This window comes from Cohnella suwonensis (genome assembly GCF_042655365.1).
GTDB classification, from domain to species: domain Bacteria; phylum Bacillota; class Bacilli; order Paenibacillales; family Paenibacillaceae; genus Cohnella; species Cohnella suwonensis.
In genome coordinates, this window is sequence record NZ_JBHSMH010000111.1 from 145,336 (window position 1) to 163,883 (window position 18,548).

At 56.2% G+C, this 18,548-nt stretch carries 15 protein-coding genes and 1 pseudogene; 4 read left to right on the forward strand and 12 right to left on the reverse strand.

What is annotated here, in order from left to right:
* From ACFPPD_RS23940 to ACFPPD_RS23970, 7 genes and pseudogenes are all read right to left on the reverse strand, one after another.
* Positions 1-390 (reverse strand): chemotaxis protein CheX (locus ACFPPD_RS23940; RefSeq protein ID WP_378083635.1); only part of this gene is annotated, 390 nt, incomplete at its 3' end.
* A gap of 12 nt (positions 391-402) precedes the next feature.
* Positions 403-927 (reverse strand): annotated as a pseudogene (locus ACFPPD_RS23945) (methyl-accepting chemotaxis protein); the annotation flags it as partial.
* Positions 928-965: 38 nt separating this feature from the next.
* Entirely contained in the window at positions 966-2,558 is a 1,593-nt protein-coding gene (locus ACFPPD_RS23950) for a methyl-accepting chemotaxis protein (protein ID WP_378083638.1), read from the reverse strand.
* Between the two features lie 106 nt (positions 2,559-2,664).
* A complete protein-coding gene (locus ACFPPD_RS23955; RefSeq protein ID WP_209744033.1) occupies positions 2,665-4,713 on the reverse strand; it encodes a chemotaxis protein CheA in 2,049 nt (682 codons plus the stop codon).
* 14 nt (positions 4,714-4,727) lie between these two features.
* Complete coding sequence (locus ACFPPD_RS23960) at positions 4,728-5,156, reverse strand: chemotaxis protein CheW (protein WP_209744036.1); 429 nt, start codon at positions 5,154-5,156, stop codon at positions 4,728-4,730.
* 42 nt (positions 5,157-5,198) lie between these two features.
* Complete coding sequence (gene cheB, locus ACFPPD_RS23965; RefSeq protein ID WP_209744039.1) at positions 5,199-6,275, reverse strand: chemotaxis-specific protein-glutamate methyltransferase CheB; 1,077 nt, start codon at positions 6,273-6,275, stop codon at positions 5,199-5,201.
* Positions 6,272-6,919: an HD-GYP domain-containing protein gene (locus ACFPPD_RS23970; protein ID WP_378083641.1), complete on the reverse strand. Its 648-nt coding sequence runs from the start codon at positions 6,917-6,919 to the stop codon at positions 6,272-6,274. The genes cheB and ACFPPD_RS23970 overlap by 4 nt, the downstream gene beginning before the upstream one ends.
* A gap of 527 nt (positions 6,920-7,446) precedes the next feature.
* Here ACFPPD_RS23970 and ACFPPD_RS23975 point away from each other — a divergent pair.
* The 4 genes from ACFPPD_RS23975 to ACFPPD_RS23990 all read left to right on the forward strand — a co-directional run bounded on the left by ACFPPD_RS23975 (position 7,447) and on the right by ACFPPD_RS23990 (position 11,530).
* Positions 7,447-9,000 carry a response regulator gene (locus ACFPPD_RS23975; RefSeq protein WP_209744042.1) on the forward strand — a complete coding sequence of 518 codons (1,554 nt, stop codon included), beginning with the start codon at positions 7,447-7,449 and terminating at the stop codon, positions 8,998-9,000.
* Between the two features lie 115 nt (positions 9,001-9,115).
* The gene (locus ACFPPD_RS23980; protein WP_209744045.1) at positions 9,116-9,940 is read left to right on the forward strand and encodes an ABC transporter ATP-binding protein; all 825 of its coding nucleotides are present in this window, start codon (positions 9,116-9,118) and stop codon (positions 9,938-9,940) included.
* On the forward strand, positions 9,937-10,740 hold the full coding sequence (locus ACFPPD_RS23985) for an ABC transporter permease (RefSeq protein WP_209744048.1): 804 nt from the start codon (positions 9,937-9,939) through the stop codon (positions 10,738-10,740). Before ACFPPD_RS23980 ends, ACFPPD_RS23985 begins: the two co-directional genes overlap by 4 nt.
* A gap of 7 nt (positions 10,741-10,747) precedes the next feature.
* Positions 10,748-11,530: an ABC transporter permease gene (locus ACFPPD_RS23990; RefSeq protein WP_209744051.1), complete on the forward strand. Its 783-nt coding sequence runs from the start codon at positions 10,748-10,750 to the stop codon at positions 11,528-11,530.
* A 17-nt stretch (positions 11,531-11,547) separates the two neighbouring features.
* Here ACFPPD_RS23990 and ACFPPD_RS23995 read toward each other — a convergent pair whose 3' ends face one another.
* The 5 genes from ACFPPD_RS23995 to mobA form a co-directional block, all read right to left on the reverse strand.
* A complete protein-coding gene (locus ACFPPD_RS23995) occupies positions 11,548-13,761 on the reverse strand; it encodes an ATP-dependent helicase (protein ID WP_378083645.1) in 2,214 nt (737 codons plus the stop codon).
* A gap of 83 nt (positions 13,762-13,844) precedes the next feature.
* Entirely contained in the window at positions 13,845-15,572 is a 1,728-nt protein-coding gene (locus tag ACFPPD_RS24000; RefSeq protein ID WP_209744054.1) for a proline--tRNA ligase, read from the reverse strand.
* A gap of 403 nt (positions 15,573-15,975) precedes the next feature.
* Complete coding sequence (gene mobB / locus ACFPPD_RS24005) at positions 15,976-16,500, reverse strand: molybdopterin-guanine dinucleotide biosynthesis protein B (protein WP_209744057.1); 525 nt, start codon at positions 16,498-16,500, stop codon at positions 15,976-15,978.
* A 41-nt stretch (positions 16,501-16,541) separates the two neighbouring features.
* Entirely contained in the window at positions 16,542-17,813 is a 1,272-nt protein-coding gene (locus ACFPPD_RS24010; protein ID WP_209744060.1) for a molybdopterin molybdotransferase MoeA, read from the reverse strand.
* 6 nt (positions 17,814-17,819) lie between these two features.
* Complete coding sequence (gene mobA, locus ACFPPD_RS24015; RefSeq protein ID WP_209744063.1) at positions 17,820-18,470, reverse strand: molybdenum cofactor guanylyltransferase; 651 nt, start codon at positions 18,468-18,470, stop codon at positions 17,820-17,822.
* Positions 18,471-18,548 lie beyond the last annotated feature (78 nt).

Genomic DNA, 18,548 nt, shown 5'->3' on the forward strand with positions numbered 1-18,548 from the left:
TATTTTGACAGCAGCCACTTCTACGCTGCTTCCGATAATCACGGTAGGCGGCGTAATATCGATCGCAACCCCGTTCTGCGACAGCTGTATCGTTGCGTTCCCGCAGATCATATTGCCTATCTCGGATAAGGCGCTAAGAGCCATTGGGTCGAGCTCTGCAACGGAGGCTCCGCCCATCATGTTGGACACGATGCGCAGCGCATCGTTTCTCGAGAAGCCCAAGTAAACCTGGCCCCGCAATTGTCCTGTCACGCCAACGACCGTGAGCACTTCTATTCCTTTAAAAGGAGTTTGCCGGAGCGAAGGGCTTCCGGTTCGGGGGGAGAGCTGAAACATACCCAAAATGCTGTTTGCCGATTCCAGAAACGGATTGATATGCTGAGCTTTCATGTTGTGCCACCTTTACCTTATTTTGAATACCGAAACGGTCATAATCAATTCTTCGGCCAAATGAGCAAGCGATTGCGCGGAAGCAGCGGTCTCTTCGCTGCTTGCCGCGGCTTCTTCGGTAGCCGAGGATATCGTCTCGATCGAATGGAGCACTTCCGTCGTTTGCGCGGCCTGCTGTTCGCTTGCCGCCGCGACTTCCGTAAACTTCATGCCCGACTCGTTAACCATCGCGAGGATGCTTTCGAAGGCTTCGCCCGTCTGTTGCGTGGAAGCGACTCCCTCATCCACCGCTTTCACGCTTTGCAGCGTATTCTGCTGCATGACCTTGATAATGGCCGTGATCTGCTTGGTCGCCTCCCCGCTCCGTTCGGCGAGCTTGCGTACTTCGTCCGCGACCACGGCAAAGCCACGTCCCTGGTCACCGGCCCTTGCCGCCTCGATGGCGGCATTCAACGCGAGCAAATTCGTCTGCTCGGCGATGTCGTCGATCACTTCGATGATTTCGCCGATTTTATTCGAGTCGTTCTCCAGCTTGGCCCTTCCTTGATCGTCATCTCTGCCGCATCAATAAGAAATCATCGAATTTTGAATACCGAAACCGTCGTATTCAACTGCTCCGCCAATTGAGCGAGGGACTGGGCAGCCGATGCGGTCTCCTCGCTGCTTGCCGCTGCTTCTTCGGTAGCCGAAGAAATCGTTTCGATCGAATGGAGCACTTCCGTCGTTTGCGCGGCCTGCTGTTCGCTTGCCGCCGCGATTTCCGTAACCTTCATGCCCGACTCGTTAACCATCGCGAGGATACTTTCGAAGGCTTCGCCCGTCTGCTGCGTGGAAGCGACTCCCTCTTCCACCGCTTTCACGCTTTGCAGCGTATTCTGCTGCATGCCCTTGATAATGGCCGTGATCTGCTTGGTCGCCTCTCCGCTCCGTTCGGCGAGCTTGCGTACTTCGTCCGCGACCACGGCGAAGCCACGTCCCTGGTCACCGGCCCTCGCCGCCTCGATGGCGGCATTCAACGCGAGCAAATTCGTCTGCTCGGCGATGTCGTCGATCACTTCGATGATTTCGCCGATTTTGTTCGAGTCGTTCTCTAGCTTCGCCACTTGTTCGTTCAGTCGGTCCATGCCGTCGATCGACTTGTTGACCACTTTGCCGCCTTCGCGGGCGATATCCATCGTCTTATTCGACAAATCGGAGGCATTCTCCGCGCTTAGCGCAACCGAGTTGATCGCCTCGGCCAGTTCGCCGAAGAGCTCGTTCATCGTCAGCGCCGACTTGGCCTGATCGTTGCTGCTGCTGGCGATTTCTTCCGTGCTCGCGGAAATCTCCTGCGCCGCCGCGGACACGCTTTCGGCAGCAGTCAACACTTGCGATACCGTATCTTTGAACCCGGTCAGCATGACGTTGAAGGAGCCGTTAAGCTGGCCGATCTCGTCCTTGGCGCTGTAGCCGCCTTGAACGGTCAGATCCCCTCTTTCCGCTTGGCCCATCAGAGCTTGCAGATTCTTTACGGGGCGGGTGATGAGATTCGTGATGCCGATTCCGATCAAGGTTAGAATCAGGATAGCGGCTGCGGCCACGGCAATCATGATCGTAACGGCTGTCGTTGCGTTCGCGCCATTTTCATCATCTATCTTTTGGGCGGTCTCCAGGGAGTACACCTGCAATTCCCTTATGTAGGACTGCGCTTCTTCCATCAGGCCTTCAACGGAAGAGTCGTATAAGTCATAGGCTTCGTTCTTGTGGTCGGTCGACGCAAGCTCAAGCATCTTATCGCGCTCTGTTATATAAGTAGCAAAGCTACTCTTGAATTTGGCTAGCAATTCAAGCTGCTTTGAATCGAATTCGAACGTGTCCAAGTCGGTAATCAGCTGTTGATTGGCCTTTAGTCTCTCGTTTAACTTGGCTTGCACTTCTTCGAATTTGTCTTGATCCAACCTGTTCATCGTCATCTGAAGCATATAGGCGGATCCTGCGCGCACATTGGTTCGTATGTTGCTCATCTTATTGATAGGCACCAACAGTTCATCGTACACATAGGCCGAGTCTTTAGACATATCTTTAATGTAATAGTAACCAACCGCAGCAACTGAAATGAGCATTACGAGAGCCACCGCAATAAGAGAAAACACTTTATAGTACAGCTTCAAGTTCCGGAACAAGTTCATGAATGATTCCTCCATTATCGTCTTTTATACCATTCGAGTAGAAAATTCCGTTCAAGTCTTCGGCCGGCTGCGAGAGGGATTGAGCCGCCGCCGCAAGTCGTCGGGATTACCCGCCGGCCATCTTCATAACACCGCCGATTTCCAGAATAAGCGCTACATTTCCGTCACCCAGAATCGTCGCTCCCGAGATCCCTTCGATGTTTCCGACGAACGTCCCGAGAGACTTGATGACGACCTCCTGATACCCGAGAAGACCGTCCACCGCGAGCGCCAGTCGTTTCTCGGCCCGGCCGATCACGACGATAGGGATCTGTTTGCGGTCGATGCCGGTTCGGGGGTGACCGAATGAATCATGAAGCCACGCGACGGGGATGACCCGCTCTCGCAAGGTGACGACAGGAACTCCCTTTACTGTTTGGATCGCCTTCGGCTCCATCCGGATGATTTCCGCCACATTGCTCATCGGCAGAATGTAAATCCGTCCTCCGATATCTACCATTAGCCCCGTAATGATGGCTAACGTCAGCGGCAGCCGGATTTTGAAGCGGGTCCCCTTGCCCTTTACCGTCTCGACTTCGATCATGCCGTTGATCCGCTCGATACCCGCGCGGACGATGTCCATGCCGACGCCCCGGCCGGAAATATCGCTGACTTCGGTCGCCGTCGACAATCCGGGATGGAATATCAGCTGAACCGCCTCATTCGCCGAATATTGCGAAGCTTCGGCCGGCGTCATGAGGTTTTTGTCCACCGCTTTGACGAGAAGCTTGTCCCCGTCGATTCCGGCTCCGTCGTCCTCCACCGTCAGAATGACTTGGTTGTCCTCATGAGCGGCGCTGATCCGCAAGGTTCCTTGCTCGGGCTTGCCTGCCAGCCTTCGAACCTCCGGAGTCTCGATCCCGTGATCCAGCGCGTTCCGGATCAGGTGAATGAGCGGGTCTCCGACCTCTTCGATCAGGTTCCTGTCCAGCTCGGTCTCTTTGCCGTCCAAAACAAGCTCCACCTTCTTGCCCAGCCCGTTGGACAAATCCCGGACGACCCGGGGAAACCGGCTGAACAGCTGCTCGATCGGAAGCATCCTGACCTTCATGACGCTCTCCTGAAGCTCGCCGATGACGCGGGTCAAATGATCGGAAATATGGGCCATTTCCTGAACCGATTCGTCGGAGCCGAATTTTTGCTGAAGAACTCCCTCGACCTGGTGGATTCGAGTCTGATCGATGACCAGCTCCCCGACCAAATTCATAAGCGTCTCCAGCCGGTCCACATTCACCCGGATGCTCTGCGCTTTGACCCTTTCCGCCTGCGGTTGCTGGGAGGAGGAATCCGAAAGGACGGCACCATTCGTCAGCGGGGTCACCTGCGGTGCGATTGGCCTCGCAAGCTCTTCCAAGCTGCAAGGTTCCGTTTCGACGGAGTCGACATCGAACCAGGACCGGATTTCTACCTCCATCGATTCCTTGCCCTCGCCCGAGGCAATCAGCCAGCGGACGAATTCGCCGTCGTCCGGCGCGAAGTCTTCTCCCCGCGACTTGATTTCCGACCAGATGACGGTCGCCGTTTCCCTCAGCTGCGCATCGATGACATCGAGACGAACGCTTTTCATCATACAGTCGGAGGAGAGCTTGATATAAAGCCTGAATAGAGAGTACCCTTCCGCGACTTGTCTTCGAGCCAATTCCCATTCATCTTCCTTGAGCGGGAACGAATCTAAATAAATACCGCTTTCGTCACTCTTTCTCCCTTCCGATTTCAATTGCGTATCTTGCGCCCGAACGGCATCCAATCGCTTCAGATCGCCGATCAGATCATCTATTTCGGACAGCTCCATGCTGTCGGCCGATATTTCGGCTTGAAGCATTTTCATCCGGTCCACGCACCGAAAAAAAAGCGTCGCCATAGCCGTGGTAACGGAAAATTCACCGTTCCGCACGTTATCGAGAATCGACTCCATGGCGTGGGTGAGCCGCTTCATCTTGTCGTAACCCATGGCGGCGGAAGAGCCCTTCAGGGTATGAGCGGCCCGGAACAGACTTTGCACGCCTTCCGCGGACTCTCCCTCCTGCTCGAGGCGGAGAATCTCTTCCTCCATCAACCGGAGCTGATCGTCCAGTTCTTCCAGAAACAGCGACTGATATTCCGTCATATTGGTCATCCGGCTTCCCCCTTTTATTCCCGAATCAGCACTTCGTCCAACTTCAGGATTCCTGTCAATCCGGACGGAGTGATCCCGATTCCGACGAAATACGCCCCGTTGATTCCGCCGACGCGTTCGGGAGGGGGCTGGATATCGCTGAAGGTGGTTACCTTGTGAACCTTGTCCACGATGATGCCGACGGATTCCTCCTTATGGTTGACGACCACGATCCGGGTCAATTTGGTCGCTTCATCCTCGCTGAGAGAGAACAGGCTTCTCAGACTGATAACGGGAACGATTTTCCCCCGTAAATTAATGACGCCTTGCACGTAATACTGGCTGTTGGGAATTTCCGTAATGTCCTGCATCCGGATAATCTCATGAATGTCCGAGATGAGGATGGCGTAATTCTCTTCCGAGATTCCGAATTCAACGTATTGGCTTTGATCGGACTGCTGCATCTGTAGATCCTCCCCGAGTTATGGTGTAATTTGGAACTGATATTATGTAGGAATTTGACGAATTGATAGCTGAATTAGCTTGTCTGCAATTTCCGCAGGCGTTAAAATATAATCAACGGCACCTGTATCAATCGCTGCTCTCGGCATTCCGCAAGCCGCGCATGATTGCATGGATTCGGCATATGTGGAAGAAGCTCCGCTCCGTTTGGCGTTTGCCAATTCTTGCGCTCCGTCTTTCCCTTTGCCTGCCAAGAGGACGAAATGCCGTTTCTGCAAGCTCAGCTTGGATACGGAGTCGAACAGCTCATCGACGGACGGACGGTGGCCGCTTCTGGGCGGCTCCCGGCTTAATGCGATTCGAAAGCCCTCTTGAGACTGCACGACCTTCGTGTGGGACTCGCCGGGAGCGATGTAAACGAATCCACCCCTTACGCTCTGACCGTCTCTGGCCTCCACGACCCGGAGCGCCGTCATTTTGTTCAATTGCAAGGCCTGGGCAGCCGTGAAAGGCGAAGGCATATGCTGGACGACGACAATCGGATGCGGAAAATCGGCAGGCAATGGACCGAGCAGCTCGCGTAAGGAACGTGAACCGACGGCAGAGGCCCCGATCGCGATCATCTGCACGACGGAATCGTCCTCCGGCGACAATCGGAGAGGATTACCCATACCTGGAAAATAATCAAATGGAGCCGAGACCCATTCCCGCAGCTTATCGACCGGTACAAGCGCCGCCGCCTTGAGCTTGCCGGCCAACTCTTTCTTAAATTCGGATAAACCCGTCAGAGCTGCGCCAACGGGCTTCGCAATGAAATCGACAGCCCCCGCTTGCAGAGCGGATATCGTCTCCGAAGCACCGAAATGACTGTGGGTACCCAGCATGACGACAGGTACCGGACACTCCCGCATCATCCGCTCCAAAGCATCGATATGGTTCAAATCCGGCAGTTCGACATCAAGAGCTACGACATCAGGCCGAAGGGACTTCACCTTATCCACCGCCTCCCTCCCTTCTTTTGCGAACCCGACTGCTTCCAGTTCAGGATCATCCCCGATGAGATCGGCAATCAAGTTACGCATATAAGCGGAATCGTCCACGACCAGCACGCGATACTTCAAAGGAAGACACCTCGTTTATGCGCAAATAAAAATTGCAGCCGAATGATTTCATCCGCGCGGTTCATCAATCTCTCGACAATAAAGCCGTCAAACTGGGAGCCGCTTTTTCTTTCCAATTCGCAAAATGCGTCCTGAATGGTTCGTTTATTGCCGAAAGACCGATTAAATAGCATGCTATCCAGCGACTCCAGTACGGAACAAATCCGGGCAAGCAACGGTATTCGCTCTCCGTTTAATCCCGAAGGATAACCTTTGCCATCCCAGCGTTCGTGATGATGCCGGATCAAACCGAGTACCTCATCATTCGCCATACGATGAATTTCCAGCAATTCCGCGCCGAGCTGCGGATGAAGCTTCACAATCGACCATTGCTCGTTGGTATATGTACTTCCGCTGACCAAGAGATCGGCCGGGATCATGATTTTGCCCAGGTCGTGAAGCAGGCACCCCGCAACAAGCGCTACCGTCTCGTTCGGATCTTCCAGGCATGCCCGAGACAATCTGCCGGCCATCAGCGCCATTCTGACGGAGTGCTCGTAAGTGTCCGGGTGTTTCCGCTTCAGCATAGTCAGCCAACGAAGTGCGGCCGAATCGACCTCGATTCTCACGTCAGTCAAGCATCCTTGCCGGATTAACCTGTTCATGACACTCTCTTCCGTCACAACGTGGTCACCATCCAAATCGAATAAATTCGAATCATGCAAAATAGACCAAAAGCATTACTTGCCTAATCCAAAAGTTCTATCCCCATTATATTTTCCAAGTCCTCTCATCCTAAATAGATAGAATGAAACAGTTGGGATGGATTTTTTTAATATATTGATCCTTTCTGCTCGGTCGATCCAAACGGAATGAACAAAGAAATTTAAATAAAATCCAAGAATGACGCTAATTGATGCATTCGCTGCTTTGTTTAAACAGAATGTAAATGAATATAATGGAAGAGTTTGCACTCTAATAGAATGGCGCTTGATTTTCGACACGGGCATCCGATTCCAAGCCGCGAGAGGTAAGCTACCAAAGAACTTTTCGACATGGTAAATTAAGTAACGTGTGTCGTGAGAAAGGAGGGACTTTCGATCCATTCTATTAAAGGTTTGCCTTACCAGCGGGTAATTTTCCTTGCGTTTTCGTCGTCCGTAACCCTGATCAGAATCGGGAGGAAACGCTCGTGATCCGGGTCATGATTGTCGAGGATGAAGCGCCCATTCAACGAAGCCTCCGATCTCTCGTGGAGTCGGCGCATGATATGTTTGAAGTCGCGGCCATGGCATTCAACGGCCAAGAAGCTTTGGAAATGCTTGAACGAGCGAAACCGGATCTGATCCTGACGGATATTCGAATGCCGGTCATGAACGGGCTTGAACTTACGCAGTATGTTCGCGAGCGGTATCCGGACATCGAAATCATCCTATTGAGCGGATATCAGGACTTCGAATATGCTCGTCGGGCCATGCAGCTCGGTATTCAGCATTATCTGTTGAAACCGGTATCCCGTTCCCAGATCGGCAAGCTGCTCGAGACGATCTATTCCGAAATCAGCATCCGGCAAAAAAAATCGTACGTGCAGTATGCCTCATCTCTTATCAGCGGAGAAGACCTGAACGATTTTCCGCCCGAAAGGCTCGAGTCGTTCGGTTCGCATTTGCTTCTGCTGATCTGCGCAGGACCGCTCCCCCTATATTCATTCAATGACCGGATTCCGGGAAGGCAATTCTGGGAAAGTCGCGATCTTGCGCAGATCGTGCAAACTGAAGTGGGGAAAATCGGCGACCTTGCAGTCATCAACGGCATCACCGTATCGGAGAGATGGCTGTTGTTCTCGTATTACAAAAATCAGGCGGTCTCCCGTTCGCCGGGGAGCTGGGCGGAGCTTATCGCTGACCGGCTTGGCAAGGAATTGCCCGTATCCATCGTATACAGCCGGTTTTATTCAGATATGAGCCAAACCGCCAATCTGGCCCAGCTCATTCGTTCCGTCATGCTCAAACACATTCCCTTCGGAGCTCCGCTACTGTTATCCATATATGACGCACAGCTTACTTACGATAATGAGACGGAACTAGGATCGCATAAGGAACGCAAATTCGCGCTTGCCCTGGAACAGCAAAACATGGAGTTATTTAAGTCGGAAATCGTTCATCTGATCGATCAATGGAGCCGGATGCTGCCGAGTCAACGTTTTGTCGAAGATCAATTAACGCGACTATTATCCGGATTCGTCAAAAAGCTGGGAACCGATTTCCCTTATTCACCTGAGACGCTGGAGCTCGATGTACACAAAATCATCATGCACGCGCCGGATTATGATCACATTGCCCTCCACATTTGCCGGATCATCGACTTCCTGTTCTCGATACGGCATAACGATACTACCGAAAAAGAAGGGAACGAAGGTCTGGCCGACAAAATCGAAGACTATTTGCGAGAACATTCGGCCGAAGACATCGATCATAAGCTGCTTTCCGACCGGTTCGGTCTCGTACCTTCGTACTTAAGCAAAGTGTTTGCCAAATACAAGGGCGTTTCTCCGGCCAAGTTTGTCGTTCAGCTTCGGGTAGACAAGGCCAAAGAGCTGCTGCTCAAACATCCGGACCTGCTCACTAAAGACATTGCCCAGCTCGTCGGCTATACGGATGCCAGTCATTTCAGCCGCATATTCAAACGGGAAACCGGGCTGTACCCAACCGAATTCCGTAAGTCCAATCGCATTCAGGAGTCATAGGAAATGAGATCGCCAAAGCGTAAAGGAAGACCAAAAATTATATTGACAACGCTTACCTCTTAATGCTAACTTCTTCTTCCTTTCGCTTTTTACAAAGTACAGGAGGACTAATTCATTGATTACGGTAAGCGGCTTATGTAAAAGTTTCAAGGTTGCCAAAAGAACGTCCGGCGTGAAGAGCGCGTTTAAGGCGCTTTTTCGGAGGGAATATACGGAGGTCGCGGCGCTGAACGATATCTCGTTCGATATAAGGCCGGGCGAAATCGTCGGCTATATCGGGCCGAACGGCGCCGGCAAGTCGACGACGATCAAGGTGATGAGCGGCATACTCGTGCCGGATCGGGGAACTTGCTCGATCATGGGCTATACGCCGTGGCTCGATCGCGTGAAGTACGTGAAGAACATCGGGGTCGTGTTCGGCCAGCGGTCGCAGCTGTGGTGGGACGTTCCGGTTATCGACTCTTTCGACTTGCTAAGAGACATCTACGACGTACCCGAAGAAGAGTACCGAAGCAATCTGCGCTTGCTCACCGAGACGCTCGATCTCGAAGACATCATCCGCACGCCGGTCAGGCAGCTTAGCCTCGGCCAGCGCATGAGATGCGAAATCGCCGCATCCCTTCTGCACAGCCCCGGCATTCTTTTCCTCGACGAGCCGACGATCGGGCTCGACGCCGTCTCCAAAATCGCCGTCAGGCAATTCATCTCCCGCATCAACAAAGAAAAAGGCGTCACGGTCATCCTGACGACGCACGATATGAACGATATCGAAGCGCTCGCGAGCCGCATTCTCCTCATCGGCAAAGGCACGCTCCTGTACGATGGGGATATCGCCGCGTTAAAAGACAAATACGTGGACGGATCGGATGCCGTCAACGGAGCGCCTCCTTCCATCGAAGAAATCATCGTCCGGATGTACAAGGAGTACCAAATCACATGAGAGCCTACTTATCTATTTTCAGGCTGCGGTTCTCTATGGGCTTGCAATATCGCACAGCCGCGCTGGCCGGCATCGCGACGCAATTTTTCTGGGGCTTCATCATCCTGATGGTGTTCGTCGCCTTCTACGGCCAATCGAACGTCGAATTGCCGATCTCGCTCGGACAGCTCTCCGACTATGTTTGGCTTCAACAAGCGTTCCTCGCGTTCATCGTGCTCTGGTTTCGCGACAACGAGCTGTTCCAGCTCATCACGGGAGGCAATATCGCGTACGAGCTTTGCCGGCCGAGCGGATTGTACGGCTTCTGGTACGCCAAGCTGCTCGCGCAACGGCTGTCCGGCGGCCTTCTCCGTTTCTTCCCGATCCTGCTCGTCGCCGCGTTGTTGCCGGAGCCTTACGCGCTCCATCTGCCCGCGACGCCCGCGGCCGCCTTTATGTTCTTGTTCGCGCTCGCGATGGGACTGCTCATTCTCGTCTCTATCTCGATGTTGATCTATATTTCCACGTTCGTCACGATGTCCCCGGCAGGGTCGTTATTGCTGTTCGCGGTGTTGGGCGAGTTTTTCGCGGGGATGATCATACCGATTCCGCTCATGCCCGATTGGATGAGGACGATCGTGTACGCACTCCCGTTCCGGTTCGTATCCGACTTCCCGTTCCGGATCTATTCCGGACACATTCCTGTCGCCGACGCGCTTCGGCTCGTTCCCGCGCAGCTCGCTTGGCTGGTCGGACTCGTGGCAATAGGCAAATATACGATGGCTCGGGCGCTGCGCAAAGTCGTCGTGCAAGGAGGTTGACGTCGCGGTGAAATTGTTCGGCAAATACTTGCTTATTCTGTTCAAATCCCAGATGCAATACCGCGCTTCTTTCTGGCTGCTCAGCTTCGGGCAATTTTTCATCCCGTTCTCGGTGTTCGCGGGTTTGTACTTCATGTTCGAAAGATTCGGACAGATTCAAGGCTGGCAGTTCTACGAGGTGGCGCTTTGCTTCGGAGTCATTCATATGGCTTTCTCGATCAGCGAATGCTTCGGGCGGGGATTCGACATGTTCTCTTCCCTCGTCGCGAGCGGAGACTTCGACCGGTTGCTCGTCCGACCTCGGGGCACGGTCGTGCAAGTGCTCGGCTCCAAATTCGAGTTCACGCGAATCGGCCGGTTGCTCCAAAGCCTCATCGTCCTCGGATGGGCAATCGCGGGTCTCGACGTCTCGTGGACGTTGCCGAAAATCGTTACCTTGATTCTCATGATCGCGAGCGGCGTCTTTATTTTCACGGGCATCTTCATCCTCGTCGCCGCTATGTGCTTCTGGACGATTCAAGGCTTGGAGATCGCCAACATCTTCACCGACGGCGGAAGGGAAATGGCGCAGTACCCGTTAAATATTTATCAGAAATGGGTCGTACGTTTCTTTACTTACGTCATTCCGTTCGGCTGCGCAAACTATTTGCCGCTGCTCTACGTGCTGGGCAAAACCGACGGAAGCCCGCTCCCTTATATGTTATCGCCGCTTGCGGGTTTCGCGTTCATCGTCCCTTGCCTGCTCGTCTGGCGCATCGGCGTGAGGCATTATCGCTCGACGGGGTCGTAAGCACGGGGAACCCTTCCCTACTCCAACAGCCCCATCTCGACGCAGATATTCGCGGACAGCCGCTTGACCGCCGTCCCGAACCGGATCTCGACGCTGTCGCCGTCCAGCCGGACGATCGTGCCGACTCCGAACACGCGGTGGAGCACTTCGCGGCCTTCCGTCAAGCCGGACAGATCGCGGATCGCGTTCGGATTGACCGGAACGGCGGCCTTCGGTTCCCTCGCCTTCTTCATCGACGGCCGCGCGGACTCCTTCGAGATTGCCTTTGGCGGATCCTGAATGCGGCGCACGTCCGTCACGAACGGCGACGGCTGCACGTAATCCCCGTCTTTTCTTTTGTAATAGAGCAGCTCCAGCCGGCGCTTCGCCCGGGTCATGCCGACGTAAAACAGCCTCGCCGCTTCTTCCATCTCTTCCGGCCGTCCTTGTTCCTCTTTCTTGCGGTCGTCCGCCGAAGGGATAATGCCGTCGATTAGGTCGATCATGTACACGTGTTGGAATTCCAGCCCTTTGGAGCTGTGAAAAGTGGACAACGCGACGGCATTGCCGGTCCTATTGAACTTGGATTGCTTCATGCCCCGCTCCAGCTCTTTCAGTCGTGCCGCGAAAGCTTCCATCGTTAGCAGAGGCTCGGAGATCTCCTCCAACGTGCTCAGGATGCCGGCCAAATGTTCTCTGCGAAAACCCATCCTTTCGCGCATTTTGTCCAGCGACTTGTCGTAACCGAGCTTGTCGCGGATCGTTCGAATCGCGGTCAGCGGCGTCGCGCCCTTCATACCCGCGAAAATCGTACCGGCCGTCTCCAGCTGCTTGACCTGGTAGTCCTGCAGCGTCACTCCCCGGAGCATCGCGTCGAACACGGATTCGTCTCCGTCGACGCCGAGCGCGATCAATTCCGCCATCTGCTGCTTCGTAATATAACAATTCAACTTCGTATGGACGCGCTCGAGAATGTCCGGCCTTTTATCGTTAAACGTCATTCGCATGAAGTTCAAGACGTCCTCGACGATCCAGTGGGAGAAAAACCGGTTGTCCCCGTCCTTCATGTAGTAGGGAATACCCGCCCGGTCGAGCGCGTTCATGAGCATGATGGACGACACGTTGTTCCGGTATAAAACGGCGACTTCTCCCCATTGCTCCGGGTCGCCGTCGGCGATTTTCTCGACGACGTATTTGGCCTGCATCCGGTAATCCGGAAGCTCGGTAAGCGCGATCGGCTCGGCGGCGGCGTTGTCCGTGAACATGTTTTTCTCGTATCTGATCTTGTTGCGCTTGATGAAACGGTTAGCCGTATCCACGATGTTGGCGGTCGAGCGGTAGTTTTGTTCCATTTTGAGCAGGGTGGCGTTCGGGTACTTGAGCTGAAAATCGAGCAAATACCGCGGTTCCGCCGCCCGCCAGCCGTATATGCTCTGATCGTCGTCCGCCACGACGACCAAGTTGCCGTGCGACGCGACCAGCTTCGCCACGATCTCGTGCTGCACGAGCGACGTATCCTGGCTTTCGTCCGTCATGACGTAGTCGTACCGGTTCTGGTAGCTAGCGAGCAGCTCCGCGTCTTCCGCCAACGCCTCGTTCGCGATCGTCAGCATGTCGTCGTAATCGACGAGCAGCTCCGGCGTGCCTTGCCTCTTGAACCGCTCGTATTCCTTGTAGATTTCCTCCGCCTTCGGCACGTCGCACTTCGCTTCGGACAGGCGGCTCTCGGGCAACAGCTTGTTCTTGATCAGGCTAATGTAGCCCGTCAATTCCTCCATCTGGTCTTCGGTCGGATAATCGCGGTTCACCCTGCGGAAAATATCGCGCAAAATCATCGGTTTACCGGGTTTGTCCGCACCTTGTTCGTTCGGGTTGTCGATCATTCGGTAGTCGGTTCCGCTCTTGCGGAAATGTTCCCGAAGCACCTCGAACGCGAAGCTGTGGATCGTGGAGAAATCGGGAACGCGGCCGGCGAGAGCGGGAAACAACCGCGCGAACCGTTCCTTCATATCCTGCGCGGACGCCCGGCTGAACGTGACCGCCTTGATGCGGGACGGCTTCACGCCCTTCTCTTCGATCAAGTATCCGATGCGCACGATGAGCGTCGTCGTCTTGCCCGAACCCGGGGATGCCAGCAGCAGCAACGGTCCCTTCCCGTGCATGGCCGCTTGCCGCTGGACTTCGTTCAGGGCGACGCCCGTTTCTTGCTTTATATGTTCGAAATATCGCGACGAGCGCGGAAGCATAGACATGGCGTTAATCCTCTCGCTGATTGCTGGCGCGCGCGCCAAACGGAAAGAGCGCCTGCGTAGGCGCTCTTTCGTCTGACAGCCTGTTAAGTTCGGCAGGCCTGCTCGGCCTCGCGTATCGCTTCCTTCACTTTATCACAAACGTCGCCGGCGTTCACCGTTTCTTGGTCCGTGCGGGACCGATGCTTGAATTCGACGAGCCCTTCCGCCGCTTGTTTCCCGACGACGATGCGGATCGGAATGCCGATGAGGTCGGCATCTTTGAATTTCACGCCCGGACGCTCGTCCCGGTCATCGATCAGGGCGTCGATGCCGGCGGCCCGGATCTCTCCGTACAACCTCTCCGCCAAAGCCATTTGAACGGCGTCGTTCGCGGACACCGGTACGATATGCGCGCGGAAAGGCGCGACCGACATCGGCCACGCGAGCCCGTCCCCGTCATGATGCTGCTCCGCGATCGCGGACAGCAAACGGGATACTCCGATGCCGTAGCAGCCCATGATCGCCGTCTTCTCGTTGCCGTCCCGGTCCGCGAACGTCGCGTTCAGGCTTTCGCTGTATTTCGTCCCGAGCTTGAACACGTGCCCCACTTCGATGCCGCGGGAGAAGCGAAGCCCTCCGGCGCCGCAACGCGGGCAGCCGTCGCCTTCCGCGGCGATACGATAATCGCCGACGCAAGCCGGCCGGTAATCCCTGCCCGGAACGACGTTCCGGACATGATAGTCGGCTTGGTTCGCGCCGACGATCCAGCCGTCTTCGACGGCCGCTTCGAGATCGACGAGCACCGGCACGCTCAGCCCGACCGGTCCGGCGAAACCGGACGGCGCGCCGGTTACGCGAAGCACCGTGTCCGCGTCCGCGATGCCGATCGTCTCGGCTCCGAGCGCGTTCTTCACTTTAAGCTCGTTCACTTCGCGATCGCCCCGGACGACGACGGCGACCGGTTGGTCGTCGGCGACGTAAATCATCGTCTTGGCGAAACGCGAGGCCGGTAGCCCGAGCGCGGATACGAGTTCGTCGATCGTCCGAATGTTCGGGGTGGCGAACCGTTGCGGCTCCGGAATGTCTGCGGCAAGGTCATGCGCTATCGGCGCTGCGGCTTCCGCTTTCTCCAAATTCGCGGCGTAGTCGCACGAAGCGCAACTTACGATCGTGTCTTCGCCGATATCGGCTAGCGCCATGAATTCGTGCGTCCCGCCTTCTCCGCCGATGGAGCCGGCATCGGCTTCCACCGCGCGATAGGTCAAGCCGCATCTATCGAAGATGCGCCGATACGCCTCGTACATCGCGCGGTAACTCCGGTCGAGTCCTTCCCAGTCTTCGTCGAAGGAGTACGCGTCCTTCATGACGAACTCCCTTCCCCTAAGGAGACCGAACCTCGGACGCCGCTCGTCGCGGAATTTCGTCTGGATCTGGTACAAAGTGACGGGCAGTTTGCGGTAGCTGCCCACCTCGTCCCGGAACAACGCCGTCACGACCTCCTCGTGGGTCGGTCCCAAAACGAAATCCCGTTCATGACGATCCTTCAGCCGGATCAACTCGGGTCCGTAGGCGCCTAAACGGCCGGATTGCTCCCAAAGCTCCGCCGGCTGCATGGCCGGCATGAGAAGCTCCTGCGCTCCCGTCCGGTCCATTTCCTCCCGGACGATGTTTTCCGCTTTGCGCAATACCCGCTGTCCGAGCGGCAAGAAAGCGTATATTCCCGCCGCTAGCGAGCGAACGAATCCGGCTCTCAGCAGCAGGCGGTGGCTGATGGCGTCCGCCTCCGCAGGCGCTTCCCGGTAAGTTTGGGCGAATAACGTGCTTTGTCTCATGAAGATGCCTCCCCTTGAATGGAAGTAATAACTTATTTCTTCGAAAACCAAGCAAAAATGCCTTCGGCGTCCTATGGACGCCGGAGGAGCTTTGCGTAGGGATCAGATGAGTATAAGGAAGTCGAAACTTATACTTTCTGATCCACGCAAAAAAACGCACTCGTCAGGGACGAATGCGTTCGCGGTACCACCCTGGATTCGAATGCCGCGGCATAGCCGGCATTCCTTGGATTCCTAACGGGAATATCCCGGCGACGGATACTAACGGTTCACCGTCGCAGCTGGCGAGGGGGGAAGTCATCCGAATCGATCGCGAAACCTCTCAGCCTAGGGTTTCTTTTCTGGAACGACGGGATCGGAGCTCATGGCCTCGGTCATTGCTTTTGTCTTATGAAGGTTTCCGTTAATCTACACGATCGGACCTCGTTCTGTCAAGCAAGAACGCCACAATCGGACCGAACGACTCCGTATCCGGAAGATGGAATCGGGCGATCCCGAGTCTCTCCGCCCTGGACTCGATCGGGGGGAGCGGAGCCCGTGTCGCGATGGCTATCGTATTCGGCAAGTCTAGCAGCTCCGCGTCTTCTTCTCTTCGGATAAGCGCGATTTTCGGATATGGGGCCGTCTTGAAGCCTTCGACGACCAGAACGTCCACCCCGCGTTTCGCCATCTCTTCGACGAGGTCTTCCAGCGACGTCGGATGCTCTTCCACCCAAGCCGTACGGCTCGGCGAAGCGAACGCCGTCACCGATGCGCCCGCTTCCCGGTGCAACCGGGTATCCGTCCCTACCGGCTCGGGGTCATGGTCGTGCGGGTCGCTCTTCAGCGTGCCGACCTTGCTGCCCTCGCCGGAGAACGCCCGGACGAGCTCGCGGACGAGCGTCGTCTTGCCCGCGTTCTTGAAACCAACGACTTGAATAATGTCCATGATGAAGGTTCCCTCCGTCCCGACCGGCGACCGGCGCGCGGCTATAGTCTCCACGCGGTAACGAGATGTCCTTTCGCCAAACCTTCTTTCAACGGCGGAATTTCGATCAGGCAATCGGCGTTCACGATCGTCGTCATCAGGCTCGATTTATCGTCGCCCGTGGGCGTCACCCATACCGTCCCGTCTTTCAGATCGGTTGCGGCCCTAATATAACGCCTATAGGCGTTTACCTTCGGAAATTCCGCTCCGAGATACGCTTGAAAGCTTCGATTCTCGGCGTAAGGCGTCTGTCCGAGCATAACGCGGAGCGCGGGAGCGACGAACAGATGGTAGCCGACGAAACAAGCGCCGGGGTTGCCGGACAACGCAACGAGCGTCTTCCCGTTCGCGACGGCGGCCGTCGTCGGGCTGCCGGGACGCATCGCGATTTTGTTGAACAACAGCTCGACGTCCGGCGAAGACAGCACGTCCACCATGACGTCGTAATCGCCGACCGATACGCCTCCCGACGTCAAGAGCAAGTCGCACTCGCGCAGTCCCGCGTCGATCAACGCGCGCGCCGCGGGAGCGTCGTCCGGCACTTGCCCGAGCATCACCGGGTCCGCCCCCGATTCCCGGACCATCGCGGCCAGCATGGGGGCGTTGCTGTTACGAATCTTGGCGGGTTCCAGCGGCTCGGAGACGTCAAGCAGTTCGCTGCCGGTCGACAGAATGCCGACCCGCGGCCGGCGTCTCACGCCGACCTCGGCGTTCCCGCATGACGCGAGAATGGCGGACTCGCCCGCTCCGATCCGTTGGCCGGCGCGCAGCACTTCGGCCCCTTCTTGAATCTCGCAGCCGACGTCTGCCACGTTGACGCCTATCGGAACGCTTCTCCCGATCGTGACGACGGGGAGAGCGTCGTCTTCGGTCGCCGGCGATACGGTCATTTCCAGCATGACGACCGTATCCGCGCCTTCGGGCATCATCCCGCCGGTCATGATTCTGGAAGCTTGTCCCGGTCCGATCGACCGCGTCGGCGCCACGCCGCCCGGGAGCGATTCGACGACTTCCAGCGAGACCCTCGCTTCCTGCGTCGCGTGACGCAAATCCTCGGCTCTCACCGCGTAGCCGTCCATGGCAGACCGGCGAAACGGAGGGAATGGATGCGGAGCCGTCAAACTTCGGGCAAGCGTTCTGCCCCATGCTTCGGCTAACGGGACCCTTTCTTCGGGCAGCGGCGACATGCGCTCGATAAGGATACGCTGCGCCTCGTCCGGTTGCAGCGCGGTTCGCCGGAACCGGCCGGGCCGTTCGGGTGTCTGGGATGGCATGAGGCGCTATCGCTCCTTTGTTGGTCGTCCGTCGCGGAGAAGCCTCATCTCCCGCTCGTATTGCTCGGGGGTATCGATATCTTCCGCGAAAGAGGCCGGAATTCCGCTGCGGACGAATCGTTCTTCCGTCACGGGAATCCATGAGATGCCGGACAACAGATCGTTCAGTCGCCGGACGCCGTCCGCGAGCAGGCTTGCCGCCCGGGCTACGACTTCTTGCCGATAGACCGCGTGGAGAGGCTGGGCTCTGCCGCCGATGACAGACACCGCGGCCTCCGTTGCTTCCGTTGCTTCCGGTGCTTCCGTTGCTTCCGACAGGCATCGAAGCAACAACTCGGCCGCTTCGGCGCTCGGGTATGGCTGATCGCAGGCGAGCACCCAGACGTAACGGCGCGTCGTCGCCGACAATCCCGCATGGAGTCCCGCCAGCGGCCCCTCTCCCGGGTAGACGTCGGGAACGACGCGAACGCCAAAATCTTGAAGTAAGGGGATCGGTTCGTTCGATACGACGATCACTTCGTCCGTCCATTTCGCCGCTTCGCGTAGCTGTCGTTCCAGCAACGTCTCGCCTCCGAGCCGAAGAAGCGCTTTGTTCGCGCCGCCCATCCGGCGGCCCCGACCGCCTGCCAGGATAACGACGGATCTGTCCTCTCTCAATCTCGTCGCCTCCCCGTTCAGTCGCGTTTCGAAACATAATGGGTCTATTTTATCCCGATGTCAGGTTCCGTGACAACC

What these genes read in the sequence shown, in the direction of transcription:
- ACFPPD_RS24000 (WP_209744054.1), bottom strand. Translation starts at nt 15,572, where the DNA reads ATGAGACAAAGCACGTTATTCGCCCAAACTTACCGGGAAGCGCCTGCG.
- ACFPPD_RS23955 (WP_209744033.1), bottom strand. Translation starts at nt 4,713, where the DNA reads ATGACCAATATGACGGAATATCAGTCGCTGTTTCTGGAAGAACTGGAC.
- ACFPPD_RS23985 (WP_209744048.1), top strand. Translation starts at nt 9,937, where the DNA reads ATGAGAGCCTACTTATCTATTTTCAGGCTGCGGTTCTCTATGGGCTTG.
- ACFPPD_RS23995 (WP_378083645.1), bottom strand. Translation starts at nt 13,761, where the DNA reads ATGTCTATGCTTCCGCGCTCGTCGCGATATTTCGAACATATAAAGCAA.
- ACFPPD_RS23960 (WP_209744036.1), bottom strand. Translation starts at nt 5,156, where the DNA reads ATGCAGCAGTCCGATCAAAGCCAATACGTTGAATTCGGAATCTCGGAA.
- ACFPPD_RS23950 (WP_378083638.1), bottom strand. Translation starts at nt 2,558, where the DNA reads ATGAACTTGTTCCGGAACTTGAAGCTGTACTATAAAGTGTTTTCTCTT.
- mobB (WP_209744057.1), bottom strand. Translation starts at nt 16,500, where the DNA reads ATGGACATTATTCAAGTCGTTGGTTTCAAGAACGCGGGCAAGACGACG.
- ACFPPD_RS24010 (WP_209744060.1), bottom strand. Translation starts at nt 17,813, where the DNA reads ATGCCATCCCAGACACCCGAACGGCCCGGCCGGTTCCGGCGAACCGCG.
- ACFPPD_RS23970 (WP_378083641.1), bottom strand. Translation starts at nt 6,919, where the DNA reads ATGAACAGGTTAATCCGGCAAGGATGCTTGACTGACGTGAGAATCGAG.